This window comes from Aeromicrobium camelliae, assembly GCF_003850045.1.
GTDB classification, from domain to species: Bacteria; Actinomycetota; Actinomycetes; order Propionibacteriales; family Nocardioidaceae; genus Aeromicrobium; species Aeromicrobium camelliae.
Window position 1 is genome coordinate 33,489 of record NZ_RQJX01000003.1, and the last position, 22,583, is coordinate 56,071.

Here is a 22,583-nt window from a genome sequence, read left to right on the forward strand (position 1 = left end):
GCCGGCCGGCCGCGCAGGCCCGGGTGGCGCTCCCCTTCCCCGCGAGTGGCGCAAAGTGGTGACCGAGTGGCGCAAAGGTGGGCCGATTCGCCGGGAATCGCCCCCACTTTGCGCCACTCGCGGTCGGGGACGGGAACGTCGTCCGGGCGACGCGGGCGACGGGGCGACCGCCCGGGTCAGGAGCGGAGGCCGGCTTGGACGGGGGTGCCGAGCTCGACCGTCCGCGAGACGGTGCAGAGCCGATCATGCGAACGGTCGATCGCCACCTCCAGCCGGTCCTCGGCCTGACGGCCCGCCTCGTCGTTCGGGAACGTCACGTCGAACCCGACGACGATGTCCTCGAGCCGGTTGCCGTCGTCATCGGACTTCTTGACGCCCGAGACGACGATGTCGAACCGCTGCGGCTCGGACCGCTTGGTCGTGAGGTAGTCGACGTCGATCGCGGTGCACCCCGCGATCGCGGCGAGCAACAGTTCGACGGGGGTGAAATTGGTGTCGTCACCTTCGCCGATCTCCAGAAAACCGCCCCGGGGGTTCGTCACGCGGTAGCGGGCGCGCTCGATCCGGGTCAGGTCGATCGTCCGCACGTTCTCGTCACTCATGCCCAGATCGTGCCACGATGAGCAGGTGCCCGCTGGAAGCCTGCTGACGGTGGTGATCGCATTCGCCACCAACCTTGCGGTCGCTGTGGCGAAGACGATCGCCGCCGCCGTGACCGGCTCCGCCTCGATGGTCGCCGAGGCGACGCACTCCTGGGCGGACACCGGCAACGAGGTCTTCCTCCTCATCGCCGAGCGCCGCGGCTCGCGCAAGCGGGACAAGCGCCATCCCTTGGGCTACGGCAGAGAGACCTACATCTGGTCGATGTTCGCCGCGTTCGGACTGTTCACCGTCGGCTCCGTCGTCTCCATCATGCACGGCATCCAGGAGCTGCAGACACCGTCGCAGGATGCCGACTACCTGGTCGCCTACATCGTGCTCGCGGTGGCGTTCGTGCTCGAGGGCTTCTCGTTCCTGCAGTCGCTGCGCCAGGCGACCCGCGGAGGACAGCGCCTGAAGCTGCGGACCCTCGCGTACGTCAGCCGCACGTCCAACCCCACCCTCCGCGCCGTGTTCGCCGAGGATTCCACCGCGCTGCTGGGGCTGATCCTCGCAGCGGCCGCGCTCGCGCTGCACCAGATCACCGGCAACGCGGCGTGGGACGCGATCGGTTCGATCGCCGTCGGCATGCTGCTCGGCGGCGTGGCGGTCTTCCTCATCGTCCGCAACATCGAGTACCTGCGCGGGCGGCAGGTCCCGGACAGCACCCGCGCCGAGGTCCTGCGCAAGCTGCTGGAGCGGCCCGCGGTCGAGCGGGTGACGTACCTGCACATCGAGTTCGTCGGGCCGTCCCAGCTGTTCCTCGTCGCCGCGGTCGACATCGTCGGCGACCGCCCCGAACATCAGGTGGCGCAGCAGCTTCGCGCGCTCGAGGCAGAGATCGAACGGCACGAGAACGTCACCGAGGCGGTGCTCACGCTGTCCACCGCCGATGAGCGCAGCCTCGTTCCCTGAACCAGACTGGCTGCATGACCCGCAGCCTGGTCACCGGTGCCACCGGTTACGTCGGCGGGCGCCTCGTGCCCGCTCTCCTCGACGCCGGCCACGACGTCCGGGTGCTGGTCCGCGACCCGCGCAAGGCTCGTGGGCACGCCTGGGCCGACCGGGTGGAGATCGTGCAGGGCGACGCCACCGCTCCGGCCGATGTCGCCCGAGCGCTGGAGGGCGTCGACGTCCTCTATTACCTCCTGCACTCGATCGGCAGCGGACGCGGTTTCGGCGCCACCGAACTCGAGATCGCCCGGTCCTTCGCGGACGCGGCCCGAACGGCGGGCGCGCGGCGGATCGTCTACCTGAGCGGGATGGTGCCGCGCGACGAGGAGTTGTCGGAGCATCTGCGCTCGCGATCGGCCGTCGCGCAGACGTTGCTGGATTCCGGCGTCCCGACCGCCGTCCTCCAGGCCGGTGTGGTCATCGGGTCGGGGTCGGCGAGCTTCGAGATGCTGCGGTACCTGACCGAACGGCTCCCCGTCATGGTGACGCCACGGTGGGTGCACACCCGCATCCAGCCGATCGCCATCCGCGACGTGCTCCGCTACCTGCAGCTGGCCGCCGATCTCCCCGCGGACGTCAACCGGCGCTTCGACATCGGGGGCCCGGACGTCCTGACCTACTTCGCGATGATGCAGCGCTATGCCGCGGTCGCCGGGCTGCCCCGACGCCGGGTCCTTCCGGTGCCCGTGCTGTCGCCGTGGTGGTCGAGCCATTGGGTCGGCCTCGTGACACCGGTGCCGGCGTCCCTGGCCCGGCCGCTCGTGGAGAGCCTGCGCAACACGGTCGTGGCGAGCGAGCACGACATCGCCGCGTTCATCCCGGACCCGCCCGACGGGCTGACGGGGTTCGACCGCGCGGTCGAGTTGGCGCTGACGAAGATCCGTGAGCTCGACGTCCCGACCCGGTGGAGCTCCGCGGCCACCGCGGGCGCGCCCAGTGAACCGCTCCCGTCCGACCCTGAGTGGGCCGGTGGGTCGCTGTACACCGACGAGCGCAGCCGCGAGGTCGACGCCTCACCCGAACGTCTCTGGGAGGTCATCGAAGGGATCGGCGGCGAGAACGGTTGGTACTCCTGGCCCTTCGCCTGGCGGGTACGCGGGCTGCTCGACCGCCTCGTCGGCGGCCCGGGATTGCGCCGGGGCCGCCGGGATCGGCAGAACCTCGCCGTCGGCGACGTTTTGGACTTCTGGCGGGTCGAGGAGACCGACGACCGGACGTATCTGCGGCTGCGCGCCGAGATGCGACTGCCGGGCCTGGCCTGGCTGGAACTTCGCGTCGGCTCGGACGAAGGAGGATCGACGACCTTCCATCAGCGGGCGCTGTTCCACCCGCGGGGTCTGCTGGGGCAGCTGTACTGGTGGTCGGTGTGGCCGTTCCACGGCATCGTGTTCGGCAGCATGCAGCGCAACATCGCGCGGGCCGCCGAGGACCGCCGCGACGTCAGAGCAGCGTGATGCGGTAGGAGAACTGCAGTCGCTCGCCGACCGGCACGATCGCGTTGCCGGGCTTGTCGAGGAAGTCGCCGGCGAAGTCCTGCGGCGCGGGAAGTCCGCGCCACGCCTCGATGCAGACGAAGCCGGCGCCCGGCTTGGTCCACAGCGTCACCCCCGTGAAGCCTTCCCATTCGATCCGCACGCCGCGACCGGTCGAAGCCAGGTACGCCAGGCCCTTGCTGACGACGCTCGGCATGATGACGGCGCCGTCCTCGAAGATCGCGTCGGTCAGTCCGATACGGCGATCCTCTCCGACGAGCGAGGGGTACTCCTCGTCGGTGAGCAGGTTCTCGACGACACGGCGGTACGGGCCGTGCTCGGGCTCATCGAACCGCAGCTCGTGCAGGGTGCGACGGGCGTCGGGCTCCAGCGGCCACGCGAACGCCGGGTGGAAGCCCAGCGAGAACGGCATCGGGACGTCGCCCCGGTTCTCGACGTCGTAGGTGATCGACACGGAGAGGTCGTGGGCTTCGTACGTGACGGCGAGGGCGAAGTCGTACGGAAAACGCTCCCGGGTCTCGTCGTCGGCCGCGAGGACGAAGCTGGCACGGGACTCCTCCACGTCGACGACATCGAACGCACGGTTGCGCGCGAAGCCGTGCTGCGACATCGGGTACTTCTGTCCGCGCACGGTGATCGTGTCATCGGGGACACGACAGATGATCGGGAACAGCACGGTGGCGCGACGCGGCCACTCTGGCCCGGCCTGCCACAGGTACTCATGACCGTCGCCGTCGCGCAGCGACTGAGGCTCAGCTCCTTGGGGCGACACGGCGAGCGAGACATGCTCACCGCGCACGACGATGTGCTCCGCATCCATGCCTCGACCGTAGGCCTTCCCGGAGCTCTCGGCATCGCCGAGCGACGGTCGGTGACCAGCGTCACGGTATCCGGCGGTTGAGCGGTGGCTCGCGCCGCGGTCGTGGCAGCATCGTGATGAAACGGAGCCCGCGGTTCGGCTCTTTCGTCTGGAAGGGGCGGACATGACCACCACTCGTCGTGCGCGTCAGCGATGGTCGGCCGGCGGCGCGGCGATCCTCACCGTCGTGCTCCTCGCCGCGGGATGCGGCGCCTTCGAACCGAGCCCCTCGCCTGAGGAGGAGCGGACTGCCGCCGCCGAGGCAGCGACGCGAGCCTACAAGCGTTACTGGGGCGTGCTGATCCAGGCTCAGAACAGTGGCGATCTGCCCGAGGACGCGTTCGACGGCATCGCCGCCGGTTCGCATGTGGAGTACTTCGCGCAGCGCATCAGCGACTACCGAACGCAGGCCATCGTGCGCGAGGGAGAGCCCGAGCTGACGGCGTACGAGGTCGACCTCGTCTCCGAGACCCAAGCAGTCGTCACAGCCTGCTTGGACGAGCGAGCCTGGATGTTCCGCGCAGGCGACCGGCTCTTCGAGCCCCCTCAGCCCAGTCCGAGACCGGTCGGCGCCAAGGTCATGCGTCGAGGCGGTCCCTGGATGGTCATCGACACCCTCCCCTCACCCGAGATCGACAAGGAGTGCTGACGGCCGCTCGGGCACGGCTCCCGAGCGCGTGCGGCTCGCGGTGCCCGTACCGTGGGCGTATGGAGTTCCGATACCTCGGCAACAGCGGACTGAAGATCAGCGCGATCATCTACGGCAACTGGTTGACCCACGGCTCCCAGGTCGAGAACGACGTGGCCAAGGCGTGCGTCCGAGCGGCACTCGACGCCGGCATCACCAGCTTCGACACCGCGGACGTCTACGCCAACGGGGCCGCGGAGTCGGTCCTCGGCGAGGCGCTGGCGCAGGAACGGCGCTCCTCGCTCGAGATCTTCACCAAGGTCTACTGGCCGACCGGGCCGGGTGGGCCCAACGACACCGGGCTCTCGCGCAAGCACATCATGGAGTCGATCGACGCATCCCTGACCCGGCTGCGGACCGACTACGTCGACCTCTACCAGGCGCACCGCTACGACTACGAGACGCCGCTGGAGGAGACGATGCAGGCCTTCGCCGACGTCGTCCGCCAGGGCAAGGCGCTCTACATCGGCGTGAGCGAGTGGACCGCCGACCAGATCCGCGCGGGCCACGCCCTCGCGCAGGAGCTCGGCATCCAGCTCATCTCGAACCAGCCGCAGTACTCCATGCTGTGGCGGGTGATCGAAGAGCAGGTCGTGCCCACCTCCCGCGATCTCGGCGTCTCGCAGATCGTGTGGTCGCCCATCGCGCAGGGCGTGCTCACCGGCAAGTACGCGCCCGGCGGCGAACTCCCGCAGGGATCGCGCGCGACCGACGAGAAGGGCGGCGCCGACATGATCCAGCGGTTCATGAACGACGAGACGCTGCGCGCCGTGCAGGAGCTCAAGCCGATCGCCGAACAGCAGGGCATGACGATGGCGCAACTCGCGATCGCCTGGGTGCTCAGCAACGACAACGTCGCCGGCGCGATCATCGGCGCCTCCCGTCCCGAGCAGGTCGTCTCCAACGTCGAGGCGGCCGGCCGCACCCTGGAACCGGAGGTGCTGGAGGCCATCGACGACGTCCTCGGCGACCTTCCCGAGACCGATCCCGCCAAGACGACGTCGCCTCCGTCGCGGGTAGTGTGAGGGCATGAAGCCCTGGGTCGATCTGTACGACGTTCCCGGGGAGGTGGAGATCCCGGACGAGCCCGTGTTCGCCGCGATGGACCGCGCCGTCGAGCGCTGGCCCGAGCGGGTGGCCGTCGATTTCCTGGGTGCCGCCACCACCTACGCGGAACTCGGCGAGCGCATCGCCCGCGGCGCCGCCGCACTGCGGGAGCTGGGCGTCGGACCAGGTGACCGGGTGTCGATCGCCGTCCCCAACTCGACGTCGCACGTGGTCGCGTTCTACGCCGTGGTGAGTCTCGGGGCGATCGCCGTCGAGCACAATCCGACGTACACCGAGGCCGAGCTGCACCATCAGTTGACGGTCAGCGGTTCCACCGTCGTCATGGCCTGGCAGCACATCGCCGAACGCGTGGTGGCCGCAGCTCGCGGCACCGACGTGCGGGAGGTCGTGTGTGTCGACATCGCCAAGGATCTGCCGCTACGGTCACGGCTCGCCCTCAAACTCCCCCTCCCGCCCGCCCGGCGGATGCGCGCCAAGCTCACCGCGCCCCGGCCCGCGGGAACCCTGGACTGGCACGACCTCGCCGAGTCCGCGGGGCGCATCTCGGAGCGTCCCGCGGTCGCGGCGACCGATCCGGCGCTGTTCCTCTATACCGGCGGCACGACGGGGACGCCCAAGGCCGCGATCCTCACGCATCGCAACCTCGTCGCCAACGTGCGGCAGGGGGCGGCGTGGGCGAGTTTCACCGAGGGCACCGAGACGGTCTACGGAGCGTTGCCGTTCTTCCACGCGTTCGGGCTGACGTTCTGCCTCACGCTCCCGGCGCACATCGGCGCGACGGTCGTCGCGTTCCCGCAATTCGACACCGCGATGGTGATGGACGCGTTGAAGCGGCGGCCGGCGACGTTCCTGCCCGGAGTCGCGCCGATGTTCTCCCGGTTGCTGGACCAGGCCGACGCCGACGGCGCGACGGACCGCCTGCGCTCGATCCGACTCGGCTTCGCCGGTGCCATGCCGATCTCCACCGAGGTCGTCGACCGGTGGGAGGCGGCCACCGGGGGCCTGCTCATCGAGGGGTACGGCATGACCGAGTGCTCACCCATCGCGCTCGGCAACCCCGTGTCCTCACTTCGCCGTCCCGGCACGCTCGGTCTGCCGTTCCCCAACACCGAGATCAAGGTCGACGGCGAGGACGGCCACGGCGAACTGCTGATCCGCGGCCCGCAGGTGTTCGCCGGGTACTGGCAGCTCCCCGAGGAGACCGCCGCCCAGTTGCAGCCGGACGGCTGGTTGCGCACCGGCGACATCGTCGACCTCGGCGAGGACCACTGGGTCACGCTCGCCGACCGCATCAAGGAGCTCATCCTCGTCGGCGGTTTCAACGTCTACCCCTCGCAGGTCGAGGACGTGCTGCGCGGGATGAGCGCGATCGAGGACGTCGCGGTCGTCGGGCTGCCGAACGGGTCGGACGAGCTCGTCGCCGCGGCCGTCGTCGTGCGCGAGGGACACACGCCGCCGGACCTCGACGCGGTGCGCGCCCATGCCGAGCAGACGCTCCCCCGGTACGCCCTGCCGCGGCACATCGTGGTCGTGGAGGAGTTGCCGCGTTCGCAGCTCGGCAAGGTCATGCGCCGCCTCGTGCGCGACGAGCTCCTCGGCTGAGGGCGCTCCCCTGACGAGAACGGCCCCGGTGCTGCTGCACCGGGGCCGTCGTCGTTGCTGCGTCAGGCGAAGTTCTCGCCCTTGGCCGCCTTGTCGAGCAGCATCTTCGGCGGAGCGAAACGCTCGCCGTACTTCTGCGCCAGCTCCTGCGCGCGCTCCGTGAACGCCTGGATGCCGATGCGTCCGTCGGCGGCCTCGTAGCCGTTGACGTACTGCAGCGCACCGCCGTGCAGGGGCGGGAAGCCGATGCCGAAGATCGAGCCGATGTTGGCGTCGGGGACGGTGCGCAGGACGCCCTCCTCGAGGCAGCGGATCGTCTCGATGCTCATGATGAACGTCAGACGCTCCTGGATGTCCTCGAGCGGAACGTCGACCCCCTCCTTGACGAAGTGGTCCCACAGGCCGGGCCAGAGGTACTTCTTGCCGTCCTCGGGGTACTCGTAGAAGCCGGCACCGGCGGCCTTGCCCTTGCGACCGAGGTCGACGAGCTTGTTGATGACGTCCATCGCGGGGCTGTCGGGGAACGCCTTGCCCTCGTCCTCAGCCGCCTTCTTGGCCTCGGCGTTGATCTTCTGCGGCAGCGTCAGCGACACCTCGTCGATCATCGCGAGCGGCTGACCCGGGAAGCCGGCGAGCGACGCGGCGCGCTCGATGCGGACCGGGTTGACGCCCTCGCCCAACAGCTGAGCGCCCTCCATCACGAGGGTCCCGAACACCCGCGAGGTGAAGAAGCCGCGGCTGTCGTTGACGACGATCGGCGTCTTCTTGATCTGCTTGGTGTAGTCGATCGCGCGGGCGATGGCCTCGTCGGAGGTCTTCTCACCGACGATGATCTCCACGAGCTGCATCTTGTCCACCGGGCTGAAGAAGTGGATGCCGATGAAGTCCTCGGGCCGCTTGACGCCCTGGGCGAGCAGCGTGATCGGCAGCGTCGAGGTGTTCGAGCCGAGCAGCGCGTCGGGCTTGACGATCGACTCCAGTTCACCGAACACCGAGTGCTTGAGCTCGACCGACTCGAAGACCGCCTCCACGACGAAGTCGCAGCCCTCGAGGTCGGCGTAATCGGCGGTGGGGGTGATGCGGGCGAGGATCTCGTCGCGCTTCGCCTCGTCCATGCGACCGCGCTGGACCTGCTTGTCGAGCAGCTTGCGGCTGTAGTCCTTGCCCTTCTCGGCCGCCTCGAGCGAGACGTCCTTGAGCACGACCTCGATGCCCACCTTGGCCGAGACGTAGGCGATACCCGCGCCCATCATGCCGGCGCCGAGGATGGCGAGCTTGGCGGCCCTCGTATTCTCGATGCCCTCGGGACGGGACTTGCCGGCGTTGATCGCGCCGAGATCGAAGAAGAACGCCTGGGTCATGTTCTTGAACTGCTGCCCGATGAGCAGGCTGACGAGGTAGCGCGACTCGATCCGGCTCGCGGTCTCGAAGTCGACCTGCGACCCTTCGACGGCGGCGCTCATGATCGCCTTCTGCGCCTTGTAGTCCGCGCCCTTGAGCTGCTTGCGCAGGTTGGCCGGGAAGCTCGGGAGGAAGGCCGCGAACTTGGGGTTGCTCGGCGTGCCACCGGGGATCTTGTAGCCCTGGCGGTCCCACGGCTGCGTCGCCGCCTCGGGGTTGTCGGCGTTCGCCTCGATCCAGCGCTTGGCCGCGTCGAGCAGCTCGTCGGCCGGGACGATCTCGTCGATGAGGCCGGTGCTGAGCGCCTTGGCCGGCTTCATGCGCTGCCCCTGGAGCAGCACCTTCATGAGCGCGTCCTGGATGCCGAACAGACGCACGGTGCGGGTCACGCCGCCGCCGCCGGGCAGCAGACCGAGGGTCGACTCGGGGAGGCCGATCTCGTAGTTGCCCTCCGCCGCGATGCGGTGGTGCGTGGCCAGCGCGATCTCGAGCCCGCCGCCCAGCGCGGCGCCGTTGATCGCTGCGACCACCGGCTTGCCGAGGGTCTCGAGCTTGCGCAGCGTCGCCTTGATGGACTCGACGTTCTCGAAGAGCATCTGCGCGTCGTCGGGCTTCGCCTGCGTCATGAGCTTGAGGTCGCCGCCGGCGAAGAAGGTCTGCTTCGCGCTCGTGACGATGACGCCACGGACGTTCTCGATCTCACCGGCGAGACGGTCGACCGCGGCCTCCATCGAGGCGCGGTAGGTCTCGTTCATGGTGTTGGCGTTCTGGTTCGGGTCGTCGATCGTGAGGGTGACGATCCCGTCGGCCACGTCGTAGCGGACCGCGTCGTTGTTGGTCATACGTTCTCTCCTGAAGAATCTCGGTCCGGCTCAGATGCGCTCGACGATGGTGGCGATGCCCATGCCCCCGCCGATGCACAGCGTGGCCATGCCGTAGCGCTTCTGGCGGCGGTGCAGCTCGTCGACGAGCGTGCCGAGGATCATGGCGCCGGTGGCGCCGAGCGGGTGGCCCATGGCGATGGCGCCGCCGTTGACGTTGGTCTGCTCGTGCGGGTAGTCGCCGAGGTCGCGCATGAGCTTCATGGCGACGGCGGCGAACGCCTCGTTGATCTCCACGAGGTCGATGTCCTCGATCGTGAGGCCGGCCTTCTTCAGCGCCTTGTGGCAGGCGGGGCCAGGACCGGTGAGCATGATGGTGGGCTCGGAACCGACGACGGCGGTCGACACGATCCGGGCGCGCGGCGTGAGCCCGTGGCGCTCGCCGGCGGCCTCGTTGCCGATCGCGACGAGCGCGGCGCCGTCGACGATGCCCGAGCTGTTCCCCGCGTGGTGGACGTGGTTGATCCGCTCGACGTCGGTGTACTTCTGCAGCGCGACGGCGTCGAAACCACCGCGGTCGCCGATGTCGGCGAACGAGGGCTTCAGGCTGGACAGCGACTCGACGGTGGTGCCCTCGCGGACGAACTCGTCGTGGTCGAGGACGGTGAGGCCGCTCTGGTCCTTCACCGGGATGATGGAGCCACCGAAGTAGCCGTTGGCGATGGCCTTGGCGGCGCGGGCCTGCGACTCGGCGGCGAAGGTGTCGACCTCCTCGCGGCTGTACCCCTCGATCGTGGCGATGAGGTCAGCACCGATGCCCTGGGGCACGAAGTCGGTCGCGAGCGCGGTGGCGGGGTCCATGGCCCAGGCGCCGCCGTCGGATGCCATCGGCACGCGGCTCATCGACTCGACGCCGCCGGCGAGGATGAGGTCCTCCCAGCCGGACTTGACTCGCGCGGCGGCCTGGTTGACGGCCTCGAGGCCCGAGGCGCAGAAGCGGTTGAGCTGCACGCCCGCCGTCTCCTGCGCGAAACCGGCCTTGAGGACGGCCGTGCGGGCGATGTCGGCGCCCTGGTCGCCGACGGGCGAGACCACGCCGAGCACGACGTCGTCGACAGCGGTCGGGTCGAGCGAGGGGTGGCGGGTCTTGATCTCATCGAGGAGCCCGGTGACGAGATCGATGGGCTTGATCTCGTGGAGGGACCCGTTCTTCTTGCCGCGCCCGCGCGGGGTGCGGATGGCGTCGTAGACGAAAGCTTCGGTCATGACCGTCCTCGTTCGTGGGTAGAGACACTGGCGCCGCCGAGGGGGCGTGCGCCGCTGCTCCCGATTGTGACACCATTACTGTCAAAGTGGTAGCGCCGGGGTGAAAGAAGAGGGACGCAGGGATGTCGAACGGGGATCTCGCCGAGAATCTGAGCGTGGAGCAGCTGGCGTCGCGCGTCGGCATGACGGTGCGGACGGTGCGTTTCTACGCCGGACGCGGGCTCATCCCCGCCCCACGACGCGAGGGCCGGCACGTCTTCTACGGCCCCGACCACATCGCCCGGCTCGAGCTGGTGCGCGAGCTGCAGGCGCACGGGTTCACGCTGGCTGCGATCGAGGGCTATCTGGAGAAGATCCCCGAGGACGCGTCGCCCGCTCAGGTGGCGCTGCACCGCACGTTGCTGGCGCCGTGGATGCCTGAGCTTCCCGAGACACTCACCCGAGCACAGCTGGTCAAGCGCGCCGGGCGCGAACTCAGCGACGACGACCTCGACCTGCTCGTGGCGCTGGGCATCGTCGAACCGACGCCGACCGAAGACGTCTTCAGCGTCGCGTCGGCGCACCTCGGCGTCGGCGTAGGGCTGCTGGAGATCGGCATGCCGCTGGAGGCCGCGCACGAGGCGCGGCGCATCTTCACCGACCACGGCCAGCAGATCGCGCACGACCTCACCGAGCTCTTCCGCACGTCGGTCTGGCCGAAGATGAAGGAGTCGGGACAGACCGAAGGCGCGACGGCGATCATCGAACGGTTCAAACCGCTGACGATCGCCGCCCTCGTGACCGCGTACGAGCAGGCCGTCGACGAGATGAAGCGCGAGACCATCCGCCGCCGCCGCTGACCCCCTCCCCGAATTTTGTGACGCTTGCGCCCGTTTTCGCCGCGCGAACGGGCGATCGCGTCACAAAATTCGGGGATGGCGGGGTCAGTTGAACAGCGCGCTCGGGTCGAGGGCGGACGTCGCGGACGGGTCGAGTCGCTCGGCGATGGCCTGCAGTAGCAGCGCCGCGGCGACGGCGCCGGGGTCGGGGAAGCCGAGGACGCGGTCGGCCAGATAGCTCGCGCGGCCGCGGCGCGCCCGCAGCTGGCTGGTCGCACGTGCCCCCTCGACGGCAGAGCGCACGGCCTCGGCGTCGAGGGCGTCGCGGGCGGCCGCGGGCGCCAGCGCGTCGATCATCGTCCGGTCGCCCGGCTGGGCACCACCGACGCGCTGGAGCGCTTCGAGCCCAGCGCGAAGTCCGTGGGCGAGCCGTTCGGCCGATGCTTCGTCCTCGGCGGCACGCGCGAGTTCGGCGAGGACGAGCCCGAACAGCGGCCCGCTCGAGCCTCCGACCTCATCGAGATACGCGTCGGCGAGGGACCGCAGTTCCTGCGCGAGACCGTCGCCGCCACGAGCCGCCGCACGCCGCGTGCCGTCGGCCATGTTCGTCCCCATGTCGCCGTCACCGCTGCGCTGGTCGAGATCGTTGAGACGAGACCGGTAGTCGGCGAAGCGCCGGGCGACCTCGTCGAGCCACTCCGATGACGGGCCGGCGGTCGGCGCCTCCGAAGCGGGCTCGGCCGGCGCGATGTCGCGCATCGCCGACGGCGTCGGAAGCCCCGGCGTCGCGTGATGGGCGAACCAGAAGCCGAGCCACCGCTCCTCGTGCACAGCCGTGAGCGTGATGGAGAAACCGCGCATGTCGAGCGCGGAGACATATGTCCCGTAGTGGATGCTCGCCACCGGCGCGGAGGCCGCGCGCATCGATCCGGCCGCGCTCGCCGCGACGTGGGCCAGCTCCAGATTGCTGACACCGCCGAGACCGTTGACGAAGACGAGATAACCGTGGTCGGCCGGACCCACGGCGTCGAGGAGCTCGCCGATCATCCGCTCGACGAGCTTCTCGACCCCCGGATCGGCGATCGACTCGGCAGCGGATTCGCCGTGGATGCCCACGCCGTACTCCAGCTCGCCCACCTTCACCTCGAACGCGTCACCGCCCGACGGGGCGGTGTGCGCTGCCCGGGCCACCGAGAGAGACCGCGACCGCGCAACGACCTCCGTGCCCAACTCGAGCAGTTCGTGCAGTGCCAGCCCCTCGTCCGCGGCCGCGCCGAGGATCTTCTCCACCACGACGGTCGCGCCCGTGCCCCGTCGGCCGACCTCGGCGTCGTCGCTGCCGAGGTCGTCGTCGATGATCAGAGTCGCGACGTCGCGGCCGTTCGCCTTGAGCCGCTCCTCGGCGATGGCGAAGTTGATGACGTCGCCGGTGTAGTTCTTCACCAGCAGCAGCACCGGATCACCCGGCGACGTCGCCCGCTCCACCGCGGCGACGATCTGCCCGTTGTGCGGCGAGGTGAAGACCTCCCCGGGGATCGCGACGTCGAGACCGCCGTGCCCGAGGAATCCCGCGTGCATCGGCTCGTGTCCAGCCCCTCCACCGCTGACGAGGACCACGCGGCGGTACGGCGACCGTCGGCGGGTCCACGCGTAGACCGGCTCGCGATTGACCGAGATCGCCCCGCCGGAGGACATGGCGAGGGCCTCGAGCGTCACGAGGTGCGGAGCAGCGGGGCTGGAGAAGGGGCTGGACACGAGACGTCTCCTTGTCGTGGATCAGGGAAGGAAGCGGGCGGGCGGCGCGATACCGAAGGCATCGGCGAGCTGACGCAGTTGAGCGTCGTCGATGGCGTGATGCTCCGGACCGCGCGACAGCAGCCATGTCGCCGCTGCCTTGTCCACGCTCTCGACGACCCCCATCGCCGCCTGGATGGAGGGGCCGCATGCGAGCACGCCGTGATACGCCCACACGACAATGCTCGCCTCCCTCAGCTTCTTCGACGACTCGGCGCCGATGAGGTCGGTGCCGCACACCATCCACGGGAGCAGACCGACCCCGTCGGGGATCGCGAGGATCGACTCGGAGTTGGTCGCCCACAGAGTGCGGGTGAACTCGACCTCGTCGAGCGGGTGCACGTGCGTCATCGCCACCAGTTGCGTGGGGTGACAGTGCAGGACCACCCGGTTGTCGGGGTCGACGGTCACCCGCTCCTCGTGCCCGCGCAAGTGCGCCGGCAGCTCACTGGTCGGACGACGTTCCCCGCGGTACCCCCAGACGATGTCGTAGGACGCTCCGTCCTCGGCGAGCGTGACGACGCCGATGTGCTGCTCGGGGTCCTTGACCAGCAGCCGGAAGGGGCTGCCCGCCGCAGTGACGAGAAACGATGCGCCGCCCAGGCCGGTGACCGGCCGCTCGAGCTGCACGGTCCGCGCCGGCTGATCGCTGTGGAAGCGGTCCCGCTCCTCATCGGTCAGCCGGTAGCTGAGGTTGCCCGCATGGTTCTCCGCCCACCCGAGCCGGTAGAGATCGGAGCAGACGTCGATCACCGGGTCGAGGATCTCGGAGACGTCGCGGTTCGCCATTCAGTTGCCCTTTCGGTTGCGGTCGACGTCGACCCCGACGAGGTCGAGCCTGCGAGTGAGGAGCATCGCCAGCACCAGGGCGCACAGTCCCAGTGCGAGGTTCCAGCTCACGATGCTGATGACGAGGAACACCGCGCTCAGCGCCACGCCGGCGAGGAATAGGACCTTGGTCATCCGGTCAACTGCGCGGGGCTGCATGCTGTCCCTCCAGTTCGGCCTTGATCGCCAGGTCGTCGCGCTTGATGCCGCGGAAGTAGTAGACGGCGAGCGCGATCGTCACGAGCGCGAGGATGATGCCCACGACACTGCCCTGGACCGCCTCGGTGGCGATGTAGCGCAGTTCGGAGATGTCCATGCCGAACCAGGCGAGCTGCTGACCCTCGGGTGTCTCGACGCCGCCGCTGCTGCTGGCGAGCGAGGTGAAGTACGGGGCGAAGTACGTCGCCACGTACAGCTGCATCGGGATGCCGATGATCGTGCCGATCGCCATCTTCACGAAATTGCCCATCGTGAAGAAGAAGAGCGGGACGACGAGGCAGATGTTCATCAGACCGCCGAACGGCAGCACGATGTTGCCCGGCAGGATGAGCGCGTACAGCAGCAGGACCGGGATGGTCATGATCATGAGGAGCCAGTGCTCCGAACGCCCGGCCATGACCGGCCAGTCCAGGCCGATCGTGAACTCGCGGTCGGCGAACCGCTTCTTCGTGAAGTTCGTGGCCGCTTCGCTCACTGGCGTGAGCGCCGTCGTGAACAGCTTGGCGACGAGCGGGAAGAGCGTCAGCGCAGCCGCGGCCTGGATGCCCAGGGTCAGCGTCGCGCTGAAGTCGTACCCGCCCAGAGCGCCGATCGCGCAGCCGATGAGGAAGCCCATGACGTGGTTCTCACCGAACACGCCGATCTTCTCGCGCAGCTTCTGAGCGTCGATGTTCCAGGTGGACGGGAGCACCCGGTCCATGATCTTCACGAACGGGTAGAGCCAGATTCCGGTGAGGAACATCGGGTGCGGCATGGAGACGCCCGGAATCCCGGTGAGCTTCTGCAGCCGGTAGCGGGTGACGTCGGCGTTCTTGAGCTCGGCGACGGCCTGGAGCGTCGCCACCGCGAAGCCCAGCCACACCAGGTCCGAGACGTAGGTGACGAGGAACGCCGTGAGGACCTTGTTGCCGACGTTCCACATGTCCACGTTGAGGCAGGTGGTCCAGCGCATCGCGAGCATCACGAGGTTGACGACGATCTGGATCGGGAACATCAGGAAGGCGAATTGCCATCCCCACGCCAGCCCGAGCGCGGGCGGCCAGCCCATGTCGAGCGCGCTCAGACTCACGCCGGTGTTCTCCACGAAGGCCTGCGACGCGGTGCCGACGTTGTTGAGCATGAAGTCCACGACGAGCGAGATGCCGGCCAGCGCCACACCCAGGGTGAGGCCGGCCGAGATCGCCCGGGTGATCTTCATCCGGAACGTGATGCCGATCAGGGTCAGGATGACCGCGAGGAAGACCGGCGCGCCGAGGTCGATGAGACCTTGGAAGACGGTGCGCAGTGCGTCCATGTCCGCCTCCTCAGCCTTCGCCGAGGGCGGTGAGGATCTTGGCGAACTCGTCCTCGGCGCCCATGCCGGTCAGGAAGGGGATCCCGCTGAACGTCGGGATGTCGTACTGGGCCTCGCCGTGCTGGGCGATGGACACGTACACGTCCGCGCTCTTGATGTAGGTCGGGATCGAGTTGATGTTGATGGCCTCGACGCTGACGCTGCCGCGGAGTCCGCGGTCGGCGAGCAGGTTCTCGAGCTTGACGGCGACGGTCTGGGAGGTGGCGATGCCACCCCCGCACGCCACGATGATGGTTTTCATAGGGGGTTTCTCGATTCTCGGGGGATGTCAGCTGATGGTGCGCGCGATGATCGCGAACAGAGCATCGGCGTCGGGGGCCGCCTTGAGGGCCTCCATGGTCTCGGTGTCGGAGAACATGCCGATGAGCGACTGCAGCGTCGTGAGCTGCGAGGTCGCGTCCGCGAGGGCGATCATCACGACGAGTTCGACCTCGACCGTCTGAGCGTTCGCGCCCATCTGGTGGAAGGTGACCGGCTCGGCGAGCCGGGCGACGCTGAGGAAGGACTCATTGACGTGCTCGGGGTCCGTGTGCGGGATCGCCACGGGCATGACGGCGGTGGGAAGTCCGGTCGGGAACTTCTCCTCACGCGCCAGGAGTGCGTCGGCGAAGGTGGGCTCGACCGTGCCGCGAGCGAGCAGCTGATCGGCCATCTCCCTGAGCAGGTCGTCACGCGAGGCCGCTCGGACCCCGACCCGCACGAAGTCGGGATGCAGCAGCGAGGCGACGGTGCTCATACGTCGTACCGGATGACGTTCTTGATGACCTCACCGCGAGCGTGCTCGCGGATCGCGGCCTCGAGATCGTCGAGTTCGTAGGAGTTCTGCACGAAGTCCTCGTGATGGATCGCGCCCATCTTGAGCAGCTCGAACGCCGCACGCACGTGGATCGGCGTCGTGTGGAAGATGCCCTTCGCGGTGATCTGGTCGTAGTGGAAGCGAGTGCAGTCGAGGGTGACCGACGTGCCCTTCTTGGTGCCGCCGAAGAACAGGACCGTGCCACCGGGGCAGACCATGTCGAAGGCGAGCTCCCACACCTGCGGCAGGCCGGTCGCTTCGATCGCGATGTCGACGCCGCGACCGTCCTCGGTGAGCTCCTTGACAGCGGCGACCTGGTCGACGCCGTCGTGGATGGCGATGGTGTGCTGCGCGCCGAGCTTCGTGGCGAGCTGGAGGCGCTTCTCGTTGACGTCCTGCGCGATGACGCGGGCGCCGCGCAGGTGCGCGAGACGGATGAACATCAGACCGATCGGGCCGCAGCCGATCACGACGACCGTGTCGCCGAGTTCGATCGGCACCTGAGCGGTTCCGTAGACGGCGCAGGCGAGCGGCTCCGTCAGCGCCGCCTGCTCGTAGGGCATGTCGTCGGGAAGGCGGAACATCGTCTCGTTGACGATGCGCTCGGGGATGAGCTGGTACTCCGCGTACGCGCCGAGGTTCGAGGGCAGGTCCACGCACATGGAGTGGTTGCCCTTCTTGCAGTAGTAGCACTGGTGGCAGGGGGCGGTGTTGTGCGCAACGACGCGGTCGCCCACGGCGAAGCGCGTCACGCCCTCGCCCACCGCGTGCACGACACCGGCGGCCTCGTGCCCGATCAGGTGAGGCGGGTCGTAGCGGTAGCCGCGCATGAACATCTTGATGTCGGTGCCGCAGGTCAGGGTCACCTTGTTCTGCACTACGACCTCACCCGGACCCGGCGTGGGGATCTCCACGTCCTGGATGCGCACGTCTTCGATGCCGTAGTAAACCGCTTGCTTCATTCGCCTCACCCTGGTGTGATGCGGTGCGCACTGCTGTCCGCCGCTGTGACGCACCTAACAACTTGACTGGACAAGTAAACATGAACGGGCAGAATGAAGTCAATACGGATGCCCGTTTCGTTTTGAATGGAGACATAGCCTCGATGTACGCCGCCGAACGCCACCGCGAGATCGTCGCCGCGGTGCGCCAGCACGACCGCGTGACCGTCCAGGAGCTGGCGGGTCGCCTGTCGGTGACTCCGGAGACGATCCGCCGCGACCTCAGCGAGCTCGAACAGCGCGGCCTGCTGCGGCGGACGCACGGCGGCGCGGTCCGGGTGGAGCGTACGTCCTACGTCTCTCCGGTCACTGACGCAGAACGACAGAACCTCAACGCGGCGGAGAAGACCGCGATCGCGCGCGAGGCGCTTGCGCACGTCGAAGACGACTCGACGATCGCCATCGACGCCGGCACCTCGACGATCAAGCTGGCGGAACTGATCGGACCGGAACGGCGGCTGACGGTCGTCACGTACTCGCTCGTCGTCGCTACGGTGCTGGCCGGACATCCCCATGTGTCCGTCCACCTGCTGGGCGGACGCGTCGTGGCCAACTCCCGTTCGGCCGTCGGGCCGTGGACGGAGGAGCTCGTCGATCGCGTCACACTCGACACGGCGTTCCTCAGCGTCGACGGTGTCAATGTCCGCCACGGCATCACGACGCACAATATCGATGAAGCCTCGATCAAGGCCAAACTCATGAAGGCGGCCCGCTCCACGGTGGTCCTGGCCGATTCGACCAAATTCGGCCGGGAGGAATTCGGACGCATTGCGGCCTTGAGCGAAGTCGACACGATTCTGACGAACGAAGGGGTCGACCTCGACCATGTTCACGACGTCCGCGAAAGCGGAGCGAACGTCACCATCGTTCCGGTGTAGCCGAAGAATTGCTGCACCAACACAGAACACCTATAGTCGAATCGTGGCCAAGAAAACAATTGAGAAGTTCTTCTCCGATATCAGCGGCGAAGAAATCGAAAGCGGAACTCCGACTCTCACTTTCGCCTTTGACGGGACGACGTACGAAATCGACGTCACCGATAAGGAAAAGAGCGAGATCGAGAAGGCCTTCGCCCCGTACATCCGGGCAGGTCGCAAGGCGAGCGGTGCGGGAAACACCCGCCGACGCACTCGTCGTTCGAGCGGTTCGTCGAATTCGGGATCGCAGGCCAAGGAAGTGCGCGCCTGGGCCAAGGAGCAGGGCATTGAGGTGCCGGCTCGTGGGCGAATTCCGGCGGAGGTTCTCGAGAAGTACAACGCCGCCAACTGAACACATGCAGGACGAAGGCCCCAGCTCGTGGAGCTGGGGGCGGTGTCAAGTCGTGGAAGCAACGAGTAGTCGGTTGAAGGCTTCGCGTGGGGTGAGGTACCCGAGGGTGGCGCGGGGGCGGTCGTTCATTTCTTCCGCGATGGCGGTGAGGTGGGGCTGGTGGGTTGTTATCTGGGTGCCTTTGGGGAGGTACTCGCGGACCAGCCCGTTCGTGTTCTCGTTCGTGCCGCGTTCCCAGGGGCTGCGTGGGTGGGCGAAGTAGACGGGCATGTCGGTCGCCACGCTCAACGCGGCGTGCTGGGCCATTTCCGGGCCCTGATCCCAGGTGATGGACCCGCTCATCAACTGCGGAAGACCACGCACATGGTCGATCACGGTATCCACGACGGCTTCACTGGAACGTCCCTCCGGCAGGGGGAGCAGTATCAGGAACCGGGTCTTGCGCTCGACCAGGGTCACCGCAGCACTCTTGCCTGCCGCGCCGATGATCAGGTCACCTTCCCAGTGCCCGGGCACACGCCGGTCATCGACCCCGTCGGGGCGGTCATCGATGGAGACCATGCCCACGATCCGTGCTCCGCCGTTGCAGGTATCGGTGCGGGGCTTGCGGCGCGTGCGCTTGGAACGCAACAAGATCCCCGCCTTGGCGAGCTCTCCCTTGGGGAGGGCGTAAATGTATGGGTAGATCGCTTCGTGAGAGACGGCACGGCCTTCCGCGTCGAGGGAACCAGGCAACACCTCCCGGGTGCGGTCGTCGGCCTCTGCGCGCAACCTGCCCGCGATCTGGTTCGGGGTCCGCGAACGGCGCAAATCCGCACGCACTCGCGCGGCAAGCACCGGATCGGCGGCAACCTTCCGGGCCTGCGGACGCGCCCGCCGCTTCCTGGCTTTCTCGTCCGCGGTCACGATCCGATACCCGCGGGTCTTCGTCGAGTTCCGGCGAATCTCCCGCGAGACCACCGACGGGGCTCGTCCGATCCGCTCGGCGATCTGCCGCACCGTCAACTTCGCCTGGACCCCGGCACCGATCTCGGCACGGTCATGGAACGTCAACACTCGCCGCTGCAACGACGCTATGACACCGCCTGTGCGCGTCGAACAACGCGTTGGCGCGATACGCCTCGACGAGTTCGGAGTCGGTGACCGGGCTCTTCAGCCAGCGGTAGTAGGGCTGGCGGGCGAGTTTGAGCACCCTGCACGTCACCGTCACAGGCACCCTGATCGAGGCGTCCTTGGCGGCCAGTTCACGGACGAGCGGGAACATCATTTTCCCGGCAGATTCGCCTGCGACAGATACGCTGCCGCCCGCCGCAGAACCTCGTTCTCCTGCTCCAGGAGCCGGTTCCGTTTGCGAAGTTCACGCAACTCAGCAGACTCGCTCACGGTCACGCCGGTCTGCCCACCAGCAGCGATACGAGCCTGTCGCAGCCACTTGTCGAGCGTCCCGACATGAATCCCGAAATCCTTCGCGATCTGCGCCAACGGAACATCGGGGTCACGGTTCAGGGCAACCCGCACCACATCCTCGCGGAATTCTCTGGGAAACGGCTTCGGCATGATGACATCCTTCCAGGCCCGCCCCACGGGCAAGCCAGATCAGATGTCACCTACTCGTGCAGCAGTCCCTCGTGCTCGTAACGGCGGATCGGTTCCCCGGTGACCCGGTCGATCGCGGAGAGCCGGTTGATGCGGCAACGCACCAAGACGGCGTGGATGGTCGAGGCGGGCAGACCGAGCTCGCCAGCGATCTGGACCGGTCCGAGACGGCGTCGCCACCTCGCTTTCACGATCTTCTTGACCTGCGGCAGCGGTGTCTTCGTCGGCATCGACCGTGGGCGGCTCGATCGATCCGTCATCCCGGTCGATCCCTCGGCTTGGAACCGGGCAGCCCACTTCCTGGCCGTGACGGGCGAGACCATGAACATCTTCGCCGCGACCGACGGCGGCCAGTGATCCTCGACAATCAGGCGCGCCAACCGAAGACGAGCGCGTGGGGTCAGGGCAGCGTTAGCGTGGGACACGAGGGCCTCCTGGTTCGTGAAGCGGTTGAACTCAACAGCTCCACTTCACAACCGGAGGCCCTCGCTTTTCAGCTCCTCACAGCCGTGTCGCCGAAACAACGTCCCTGGACATCACACCTAGGGCGTGTCTGACTAATGTTTGGTCCAGGCGATGACGGCGTTGAGGACGACGGCCGCACGGTAGGTTCGGGCGTGCTTGTCGTAGCGGGTCGCGAGGCCGCGCCATTGCTTCATGTCGCAGTAGCGGCGCTCGATCACGTTACGGCCGCGGTAGGTCTCGGCGTCGAAGTTCGGTGGCCTGCCGCCAGCAGATCCTCGTCGAAGGCGGTGGCCCTTCTGATCGTCTGGGACCGGGATGACCGCTGTGATCCTGCGGTCTCGCAGGTGTTGGCGGATCGCCCGCGACGAGTAGGCCTTGTCGCCGCGGACCGCATCGGGTCGGGTTCGCGTCCGGCCGCCGGGTTGAGCGATGCGCAGCTGGCCCATCAAGGGCAGGAACATCGGTGAGTCGCCAGCCTGCCCAGCGGTCAGCAGCACGACCAGAGGGAGCCCGTTTCCGTCGACCAGCGAATGCACTTTCGTGCTCAAGCCACCGCGAGAACGGTCGATTGCGTGGTCAGGCGGCTCGAGCAGATTCGTGTAATTCGACCCAGCCCCCTGTGTGGCGGGTGACGTTCGTGGCGTGCTGGTGAGCGCGGGCAATCGTGGAATCGACCGAGACTGCCCAGTCGATCATCCCGGCGGCATCGGCAGCCGCGGTGAGCTCGGCCAGCACCGCGTCCCAGGTTCCGTCATCGGCCATCCGCCGATGCCACGTCCAGACCGTCTGCCACGGCCCGAAAACCTCGGGCAGATCACGCCACGCGATCCCTGTCCGATACCGGTAGATGATCGCCTCGACCATCGTCCGAGCATCGGAGAACGGACGACCCTGACGACCCGTCCGAGCAGGCAACAACCCCTCGATCAACGACCACTGCGCATCACTCAGCACCTGAAATCTCGACACCACACCCACGATCCCCGACACCACCGCGAATCTTTATCAGACACGCCCTAGTCGAATGCGGCCTCAAGTGCAGGAAACTACTCCAGGAGCGTTGCCCGCAGACGGTTGAAGGCACGGGATCGATCCATGACGAGATCAGCTCGTGCCCTCGGCCCGAGCAGCACGCCGCGCCGCGGTCTTACCCGACTCCTTGGTCACGTTCGCCTCATCAGTCTCAGTGGTCACAACGGTCATCTTGATCCTCTCTCAAGACCAACCGCTTACACAGACCATCTGACACGCCCCCGAGTTCATCGGCGTCGTCGGCGGAATCGAGAACATCGAAAGCGCCGACCGTTTGGCAGGCGTCGCCGGCCTCGCGCCCGTCTCACTCGATTCCGGACGCATCAGCGGCAACCATCATCGACCGCACCGTTACGACAGACGACTGCTCCGAGCCTGCGACTTGTCCGCGCAATCGGCCGCACGATACTGCCCACGATCTCGCGCCTACTACGACAAGAAGCGGGCCGAAGGGAAGACTCACAAGCAGGCCGTTCGCGCCCTTGCCCGCCGACGAATCAACGTGATCTGGGCCATGCTCCGCGACAACCAGCCCTACCGCGTCGTCGATCTTACCGCTTGACAGAACGATTGAGATTCTCGTTCGTGCCGCGTTCCTAGGGCGACCGGGGGTACGCGAA

24 protein-coding genes and 2 pseudogenes are annotated in these 22,583 nt (G+C 67.8%); 9 read left to right on the top strand and 17 right to left on the bottom strand.

Annotated features, from left to right (window positions below):
• Positions 1 to 176: 176 nt before the first annotated feature.
• Positions 177 to 602 carry an OsmC family protein gene (locus tag EHW97_RS03120; RefSeq protein WP_124235715.1) on the bottom strand — a complete coding sequence of 142 codons (426 nt, stop codon included), beginning with the start codon at positions 600 to 602 and terminating at the stop codon, positions 177 to 179.
• 25 nt (positions 603 to 627) lie between these two features.
• On the opposite strand from EHW97_RS03120, the gene EHW97_RS03125 reads away from it, so the two are divergent.
• Together EHW97_RS03125 and EHW97_RS03130 are read left to right on the top strand one after the other, a co-directional pair.
• Complete coding sequence (locus EHW97_RS03125; RefSeq protein WP_243696282.1) at positions 628 to 1,554, top strand: cation diffusion facilitator family transporter; 927 nt, start codon at positions 628 to 630, stop codon at positions 1,552 to 1,554.
• A 14-nt stretch (positions 1,555 to 1,568) separates the two neighbouring features.
• On the top strand, positions 1,569 to 3,047 hold the full coding sequence (locus tag EHW97_RS03130; protein WP_124235717.1) for an SDR family oxidoreductase: 1,479 nt from the start codon (positions 1,569 to 1,571) through the stop codon (positions 3,045 to 3,047).
• Here EHW97_RS03130 and EHW97_RS03135 read toward each other — a convergent pair.
• Positions 3,034 to 3,906 carry an aldose 1-epimerase family protein gene (locus EHW97_RS03135; RefSeq protein ID WP_166367366.1) on the bottom strand — a complete coding sequence of 291 codons (873 nt, stop codon included), beginning with the start codon at positions 3,904 to 3,906 and terminating at the stop codon, positions 3,034 to 3,036. The two genes, EHW97_RS03130 and EHW97_RS03135, sit on opposite strands and share 14 nt — an antisense overlap.
• A 163-nt stretch (positions 3,907 to 4,069) precedes the next feature.
• On the opposite strand from EHW97_RS03135, the gene EHW97_RS03140 reads away from it, so the two are divergent.
• The 3 genes from EHW97_RS03140 to EHW97_RS03150 are packed head-to-tail and all read left to right on the top strand — an operon-like array spanning position 4,070 to position 7,303.
• Positions 4,070 to 4,594 (top strand): hypothetical protein, encoded by a 525-nt coding sequence (locus tag EHW97_RS03140; protein WP_124235719.1) that lies wholly within the window; start codon positions 4,070 to 4,072, stop codon positions 4,592 to 4,594.
• A 59-nt stretch (positions 4,595 to 4,653) separates the two neighbouring features.
• The gene (locus EHW97_RS03145; RefSeq protein ID WP_124235720.1) at positions 4,654 to 5,658 is read left to right on the top strand and encodes an aldo/keto reductase family protein; all 1,005 of its coding nucleotides are present in this window, start codon (positions 4,654 to 4,656) and stop codon (positions 5,656 to 5,658) included.
• Between the two features lie 4 nt (positions 5,659 to 5,662).
• A complete protein-coding gene (locus EHW97_RS03150) occupies positions 5,663 to 7,303 on the top strand; it encodes an AMP-binding protein (protein ID WP_124235721.1) in 1,641 nt (546 codons plus the stop codon).
• 62 nt (positions 7,304 to 7,365) lie between these two features.
• Here the strand turns inward: EHW97_RS03150 and EHW97_RS03155 are convergent, their stop codons facing one another.
• Both EHW97_RS03155 and EHW97_RS03160 read right to left on the bottom strand, forming a co-directional pair.
• The gene (locus EHW97_RS03155) at positions 7,366 to 9,546 is read right to left on the bottom strand and encodes a 3-hydroxyacyl-CoA dehydrogenase NAD-binding domain-containing protein (protein WP_124235722.1); all 2,181 of its coding nucleotides are present in this window, start codon (positions 9,544 to 9,546) and stop codon (positions 7,366 to 7,368) included.
• Between the two features lie 30 nt (positions 9,547 to 9,576).
• Positions 9,577 to 10,791: an acetyl-CoA C-acetyltransferase gene (locus EHW97_RS03160; RefSeq protein WP_124235723.1), complete on the bottom strand. Its 1,215-nt coding sequence runs from the start codon at positions 10,789 to 10,791 to the stop codon at positions 9,577 to 9,579.
• Positions 10,792 to 10,913: 122 nt separating this feature from the next.
• Here EHW97_RS03160 and EHW97_RS03165 point away from each other — a divergent pair, with 122 nt between their 5' ends.
• Complete coding sequence (locus tag EHW97_RS03165; protein WP_121795535.1) at positions 10,914 to 11,630, top strand: MerR family transcriptional regulator; 717 nt, start codon at positions 10,914 to 10,916, stop codon at positions 11,628 to 11,630.
• Positions 11,631 to 11,714: 84 nt separating this feature from the next.
• Here the strand turns inward: EHW97_RS03165 and EHW97_RS03170 are convergent, their stop codons facing one another.
• From EHW97_RS03170 to EHW97_RS03195, 7 genes are read right to left on the bottom strand one after another with little or no spacing between them, the layout of a single operon-like run.
• Positions 11,715 to 13,364: a dihydroxyacetone kinase subunit DhaK gene (locus EHW97_RS03170; protein ID WP_208001848.1), complete on the bottom strand. Its 1,650-nt coding sequence runs from the start codon at positions 13,362 to 13,364 to the stop codon at positions 11,715 to 11,717.
• Positions 13,365 to 13,385: 21 nt separating this feature from the next.
• Positions 13,386 to 14,192, bottom strand: a complete 807-nt coding sequence (gene rhaD, locus EHW97_RS03175; RefSeq protein ID WP_124235724.1) for a rhamnulose-1-phosphate aldolase — start codon at positions 14,190 to 14,192, stop codon at positions 13,386 to 13,388.
• A complete protein-coding gene (locus tag EHW97_RS15240) occupies positions 14,193 to 14,366 on the bottom strand; it encodes a hypothetical protein (RefSeq protein ID WP_166367367.1) in 174 nt (57 codons plus the stop codon).
• 4 nt (positions 14,367 to 14,370) lie between these two features.
• Entirely contained in the window at positions 14,371 to 15,744 is a 1,374-nt protein-coding gene (locus EHW97_RS03180) for a PTS galactitol transporter subunit IIC (protein ID WP_124235725.1), read from the bottom strand.
• Between the two features lie 10 nt (positions 15,745 to 15,754).
• The gene (locus EHW97_RS03185) at positions 15,755 to 16,045 is read right to left on the bottom strand and encodes a PTS sugar transporter subunit IIB (protein ID WP_121795626.1); all 291 of its coding nucleotides are present in this window, start codon (positions 16,043 to 16,045) and stop codon (positions 15,755 to 15,757) included.
• A 27-nt stretch (positions 16,046 to 16,072) separates the two neighbouring features.
• Positions 16,073 to 16,540, bottom strand: a complete 468-nt coding sequence (locus EHW97_RS03190; protein WP_124235726.1) for a PTS sugar transporter subunit IIA — start codon at positions 16,538 to 16,540, stop codon at positions 16,073 to 16,075.
• Positions 16,537 to 17,562, bottom strand: a complete 1,026-nt coding sequence (locus tag EHW97_RS03195; RefSeq protein ID WP_124235727.1) for an alcohol dehydrogenase catalytic domain-containing protein — start codon at positions 17,560 to 17,562, stop codon at positions 16,537 to 16,539. The genes EHW97_RS03190 and EHW97_RS03195 overlap by 4 nt, the downstream gene beginning before the upstream one ends.
• Before the next feature lie 143 nt (positions 17,563 to 17,705).
• Between EHW97_RS03195 and EHW97_RS03200 the strand changes: the two genes are divergently transcribed.
• Together EHW97_RS03200 and EHW97_RS03205 are read left to right on the top strand one after the other, a co-directional pair.
• Complete coding sequence (locus tag EHW97_RS03200; protein WP_124235728.1) at positions 17,706 to 18,479, top strand: DeoR/GlpR family DNA-binding transcription regulator; 774 nt, start codon at positions 17,706 to 17,708, stop codon at positions 18,477 to 18,479.
• A gap of 43 nt (positions 18,480 to 18,522) precedes the next feature.
• On the top strand, positions 18,523 to 18,870 hold the full coding sequence (locus EHW97_RS03205) for a histone-like nucleoid-structuring protein Lsr2 (protein WP_243696283.1): 348 nt from the start codon (positions 18,523 to 18,525) through the stop codon (positions 18,868 to 18,870).
• Between the two features lie 45 nt (positions 18,871 to 18,915).
• Here the strand turns inward: EHW97_RS03205 and EHW97_RS03210 are convergent, their stop codons facing one another.
• The 6 genes and pseudogenes from EHW97_RS03210 to EHW97_RS15930 form a co-directional block, all read right to left on the bottom strand.
• Complete coding sequence (locus EHW97_RS03210; protein WP_243696284.1) at positions 18,916 to 19,926, bottom strand: IS30 family transposase; 1,011 nt, start codon at positions 19,924 to 19,926, stop codon at positions 18,916 to 18,918.
• Complete coding sequence (locus EHW97_RS03215; protein ID WP_124235731.1) at positions 19,910 to 20,137, bottom strand: hypothetical protein; 228 nt, start codon at positions 20,135 to 20,137, stop codon at positions 19,910 to 19,912. The genes EHW97_RS03210 and EHW97_RS03215 overlap by 17 nt, the downstream gene beginning before the upstream one ends.
• Positions 20,134 to 20,427: a transposase gene (locus tag EHW97_RS03220; RefSeq protein ID WP_124235732.1), complete on the bottom strand. Its 294-nt coding sequence runs from the start codon at positions 20,425 to 20,427 to the stop codon at positions 20,134 to 20,136. The genes EHW97_RS03215 and EHW97_RS03220 overlap by 4 nt, the downstream gene beginning before the upstream one ends.
• 71 nt (positions 20,428 to 20,498) lie before the next feature.
• Positions 20,499 to 20,891 (bottom strand): annotated as a pseudogene (locus EHW97_RS03225) (leucine zipper domain-containing protein); the annotation flags it as partial.
• Between the two features lie 132 nt (positions 20,892 to 21,023).
• On the bottom strand, positions 21,024 to 21,593 hold the full coding sequence (locus tag EHW97_RS03230; RefSeq protein WP_378079935.1) for an IS5 family transposase: 570 nt from the start codon (positions 21,591 to 21,593) through the stop codon (positions 21,024 to 21,026).
• A complete protein-coding gene (locus EHW97_RS15930; RefSeq protein WP_424922777.1) occupies positions 21,508 to 21,924 on the bottom strand; it encodes an IS5 family transposase in 417 nt (138 codons plus the stop codon). The genes EHW97_RS03230 and EHW97_RS15930 overlap by 86 nt, the downstream gene beginning before the upstream one ends.
• Before the next feature lie 262 nt (positions 21,925 to 22,186).
• Between EHW97_RS15930 and EHW97_RS03235 the strand changes: the two are divergent.
• A pseudogene (locus EHW97_RS03235) lies at positions 22,187 to 22,525 on the top strand (transposase); the annotation flags it as partial.
• Positions 22,526 to 22,583: the final 58 nt, after the last annotated feature.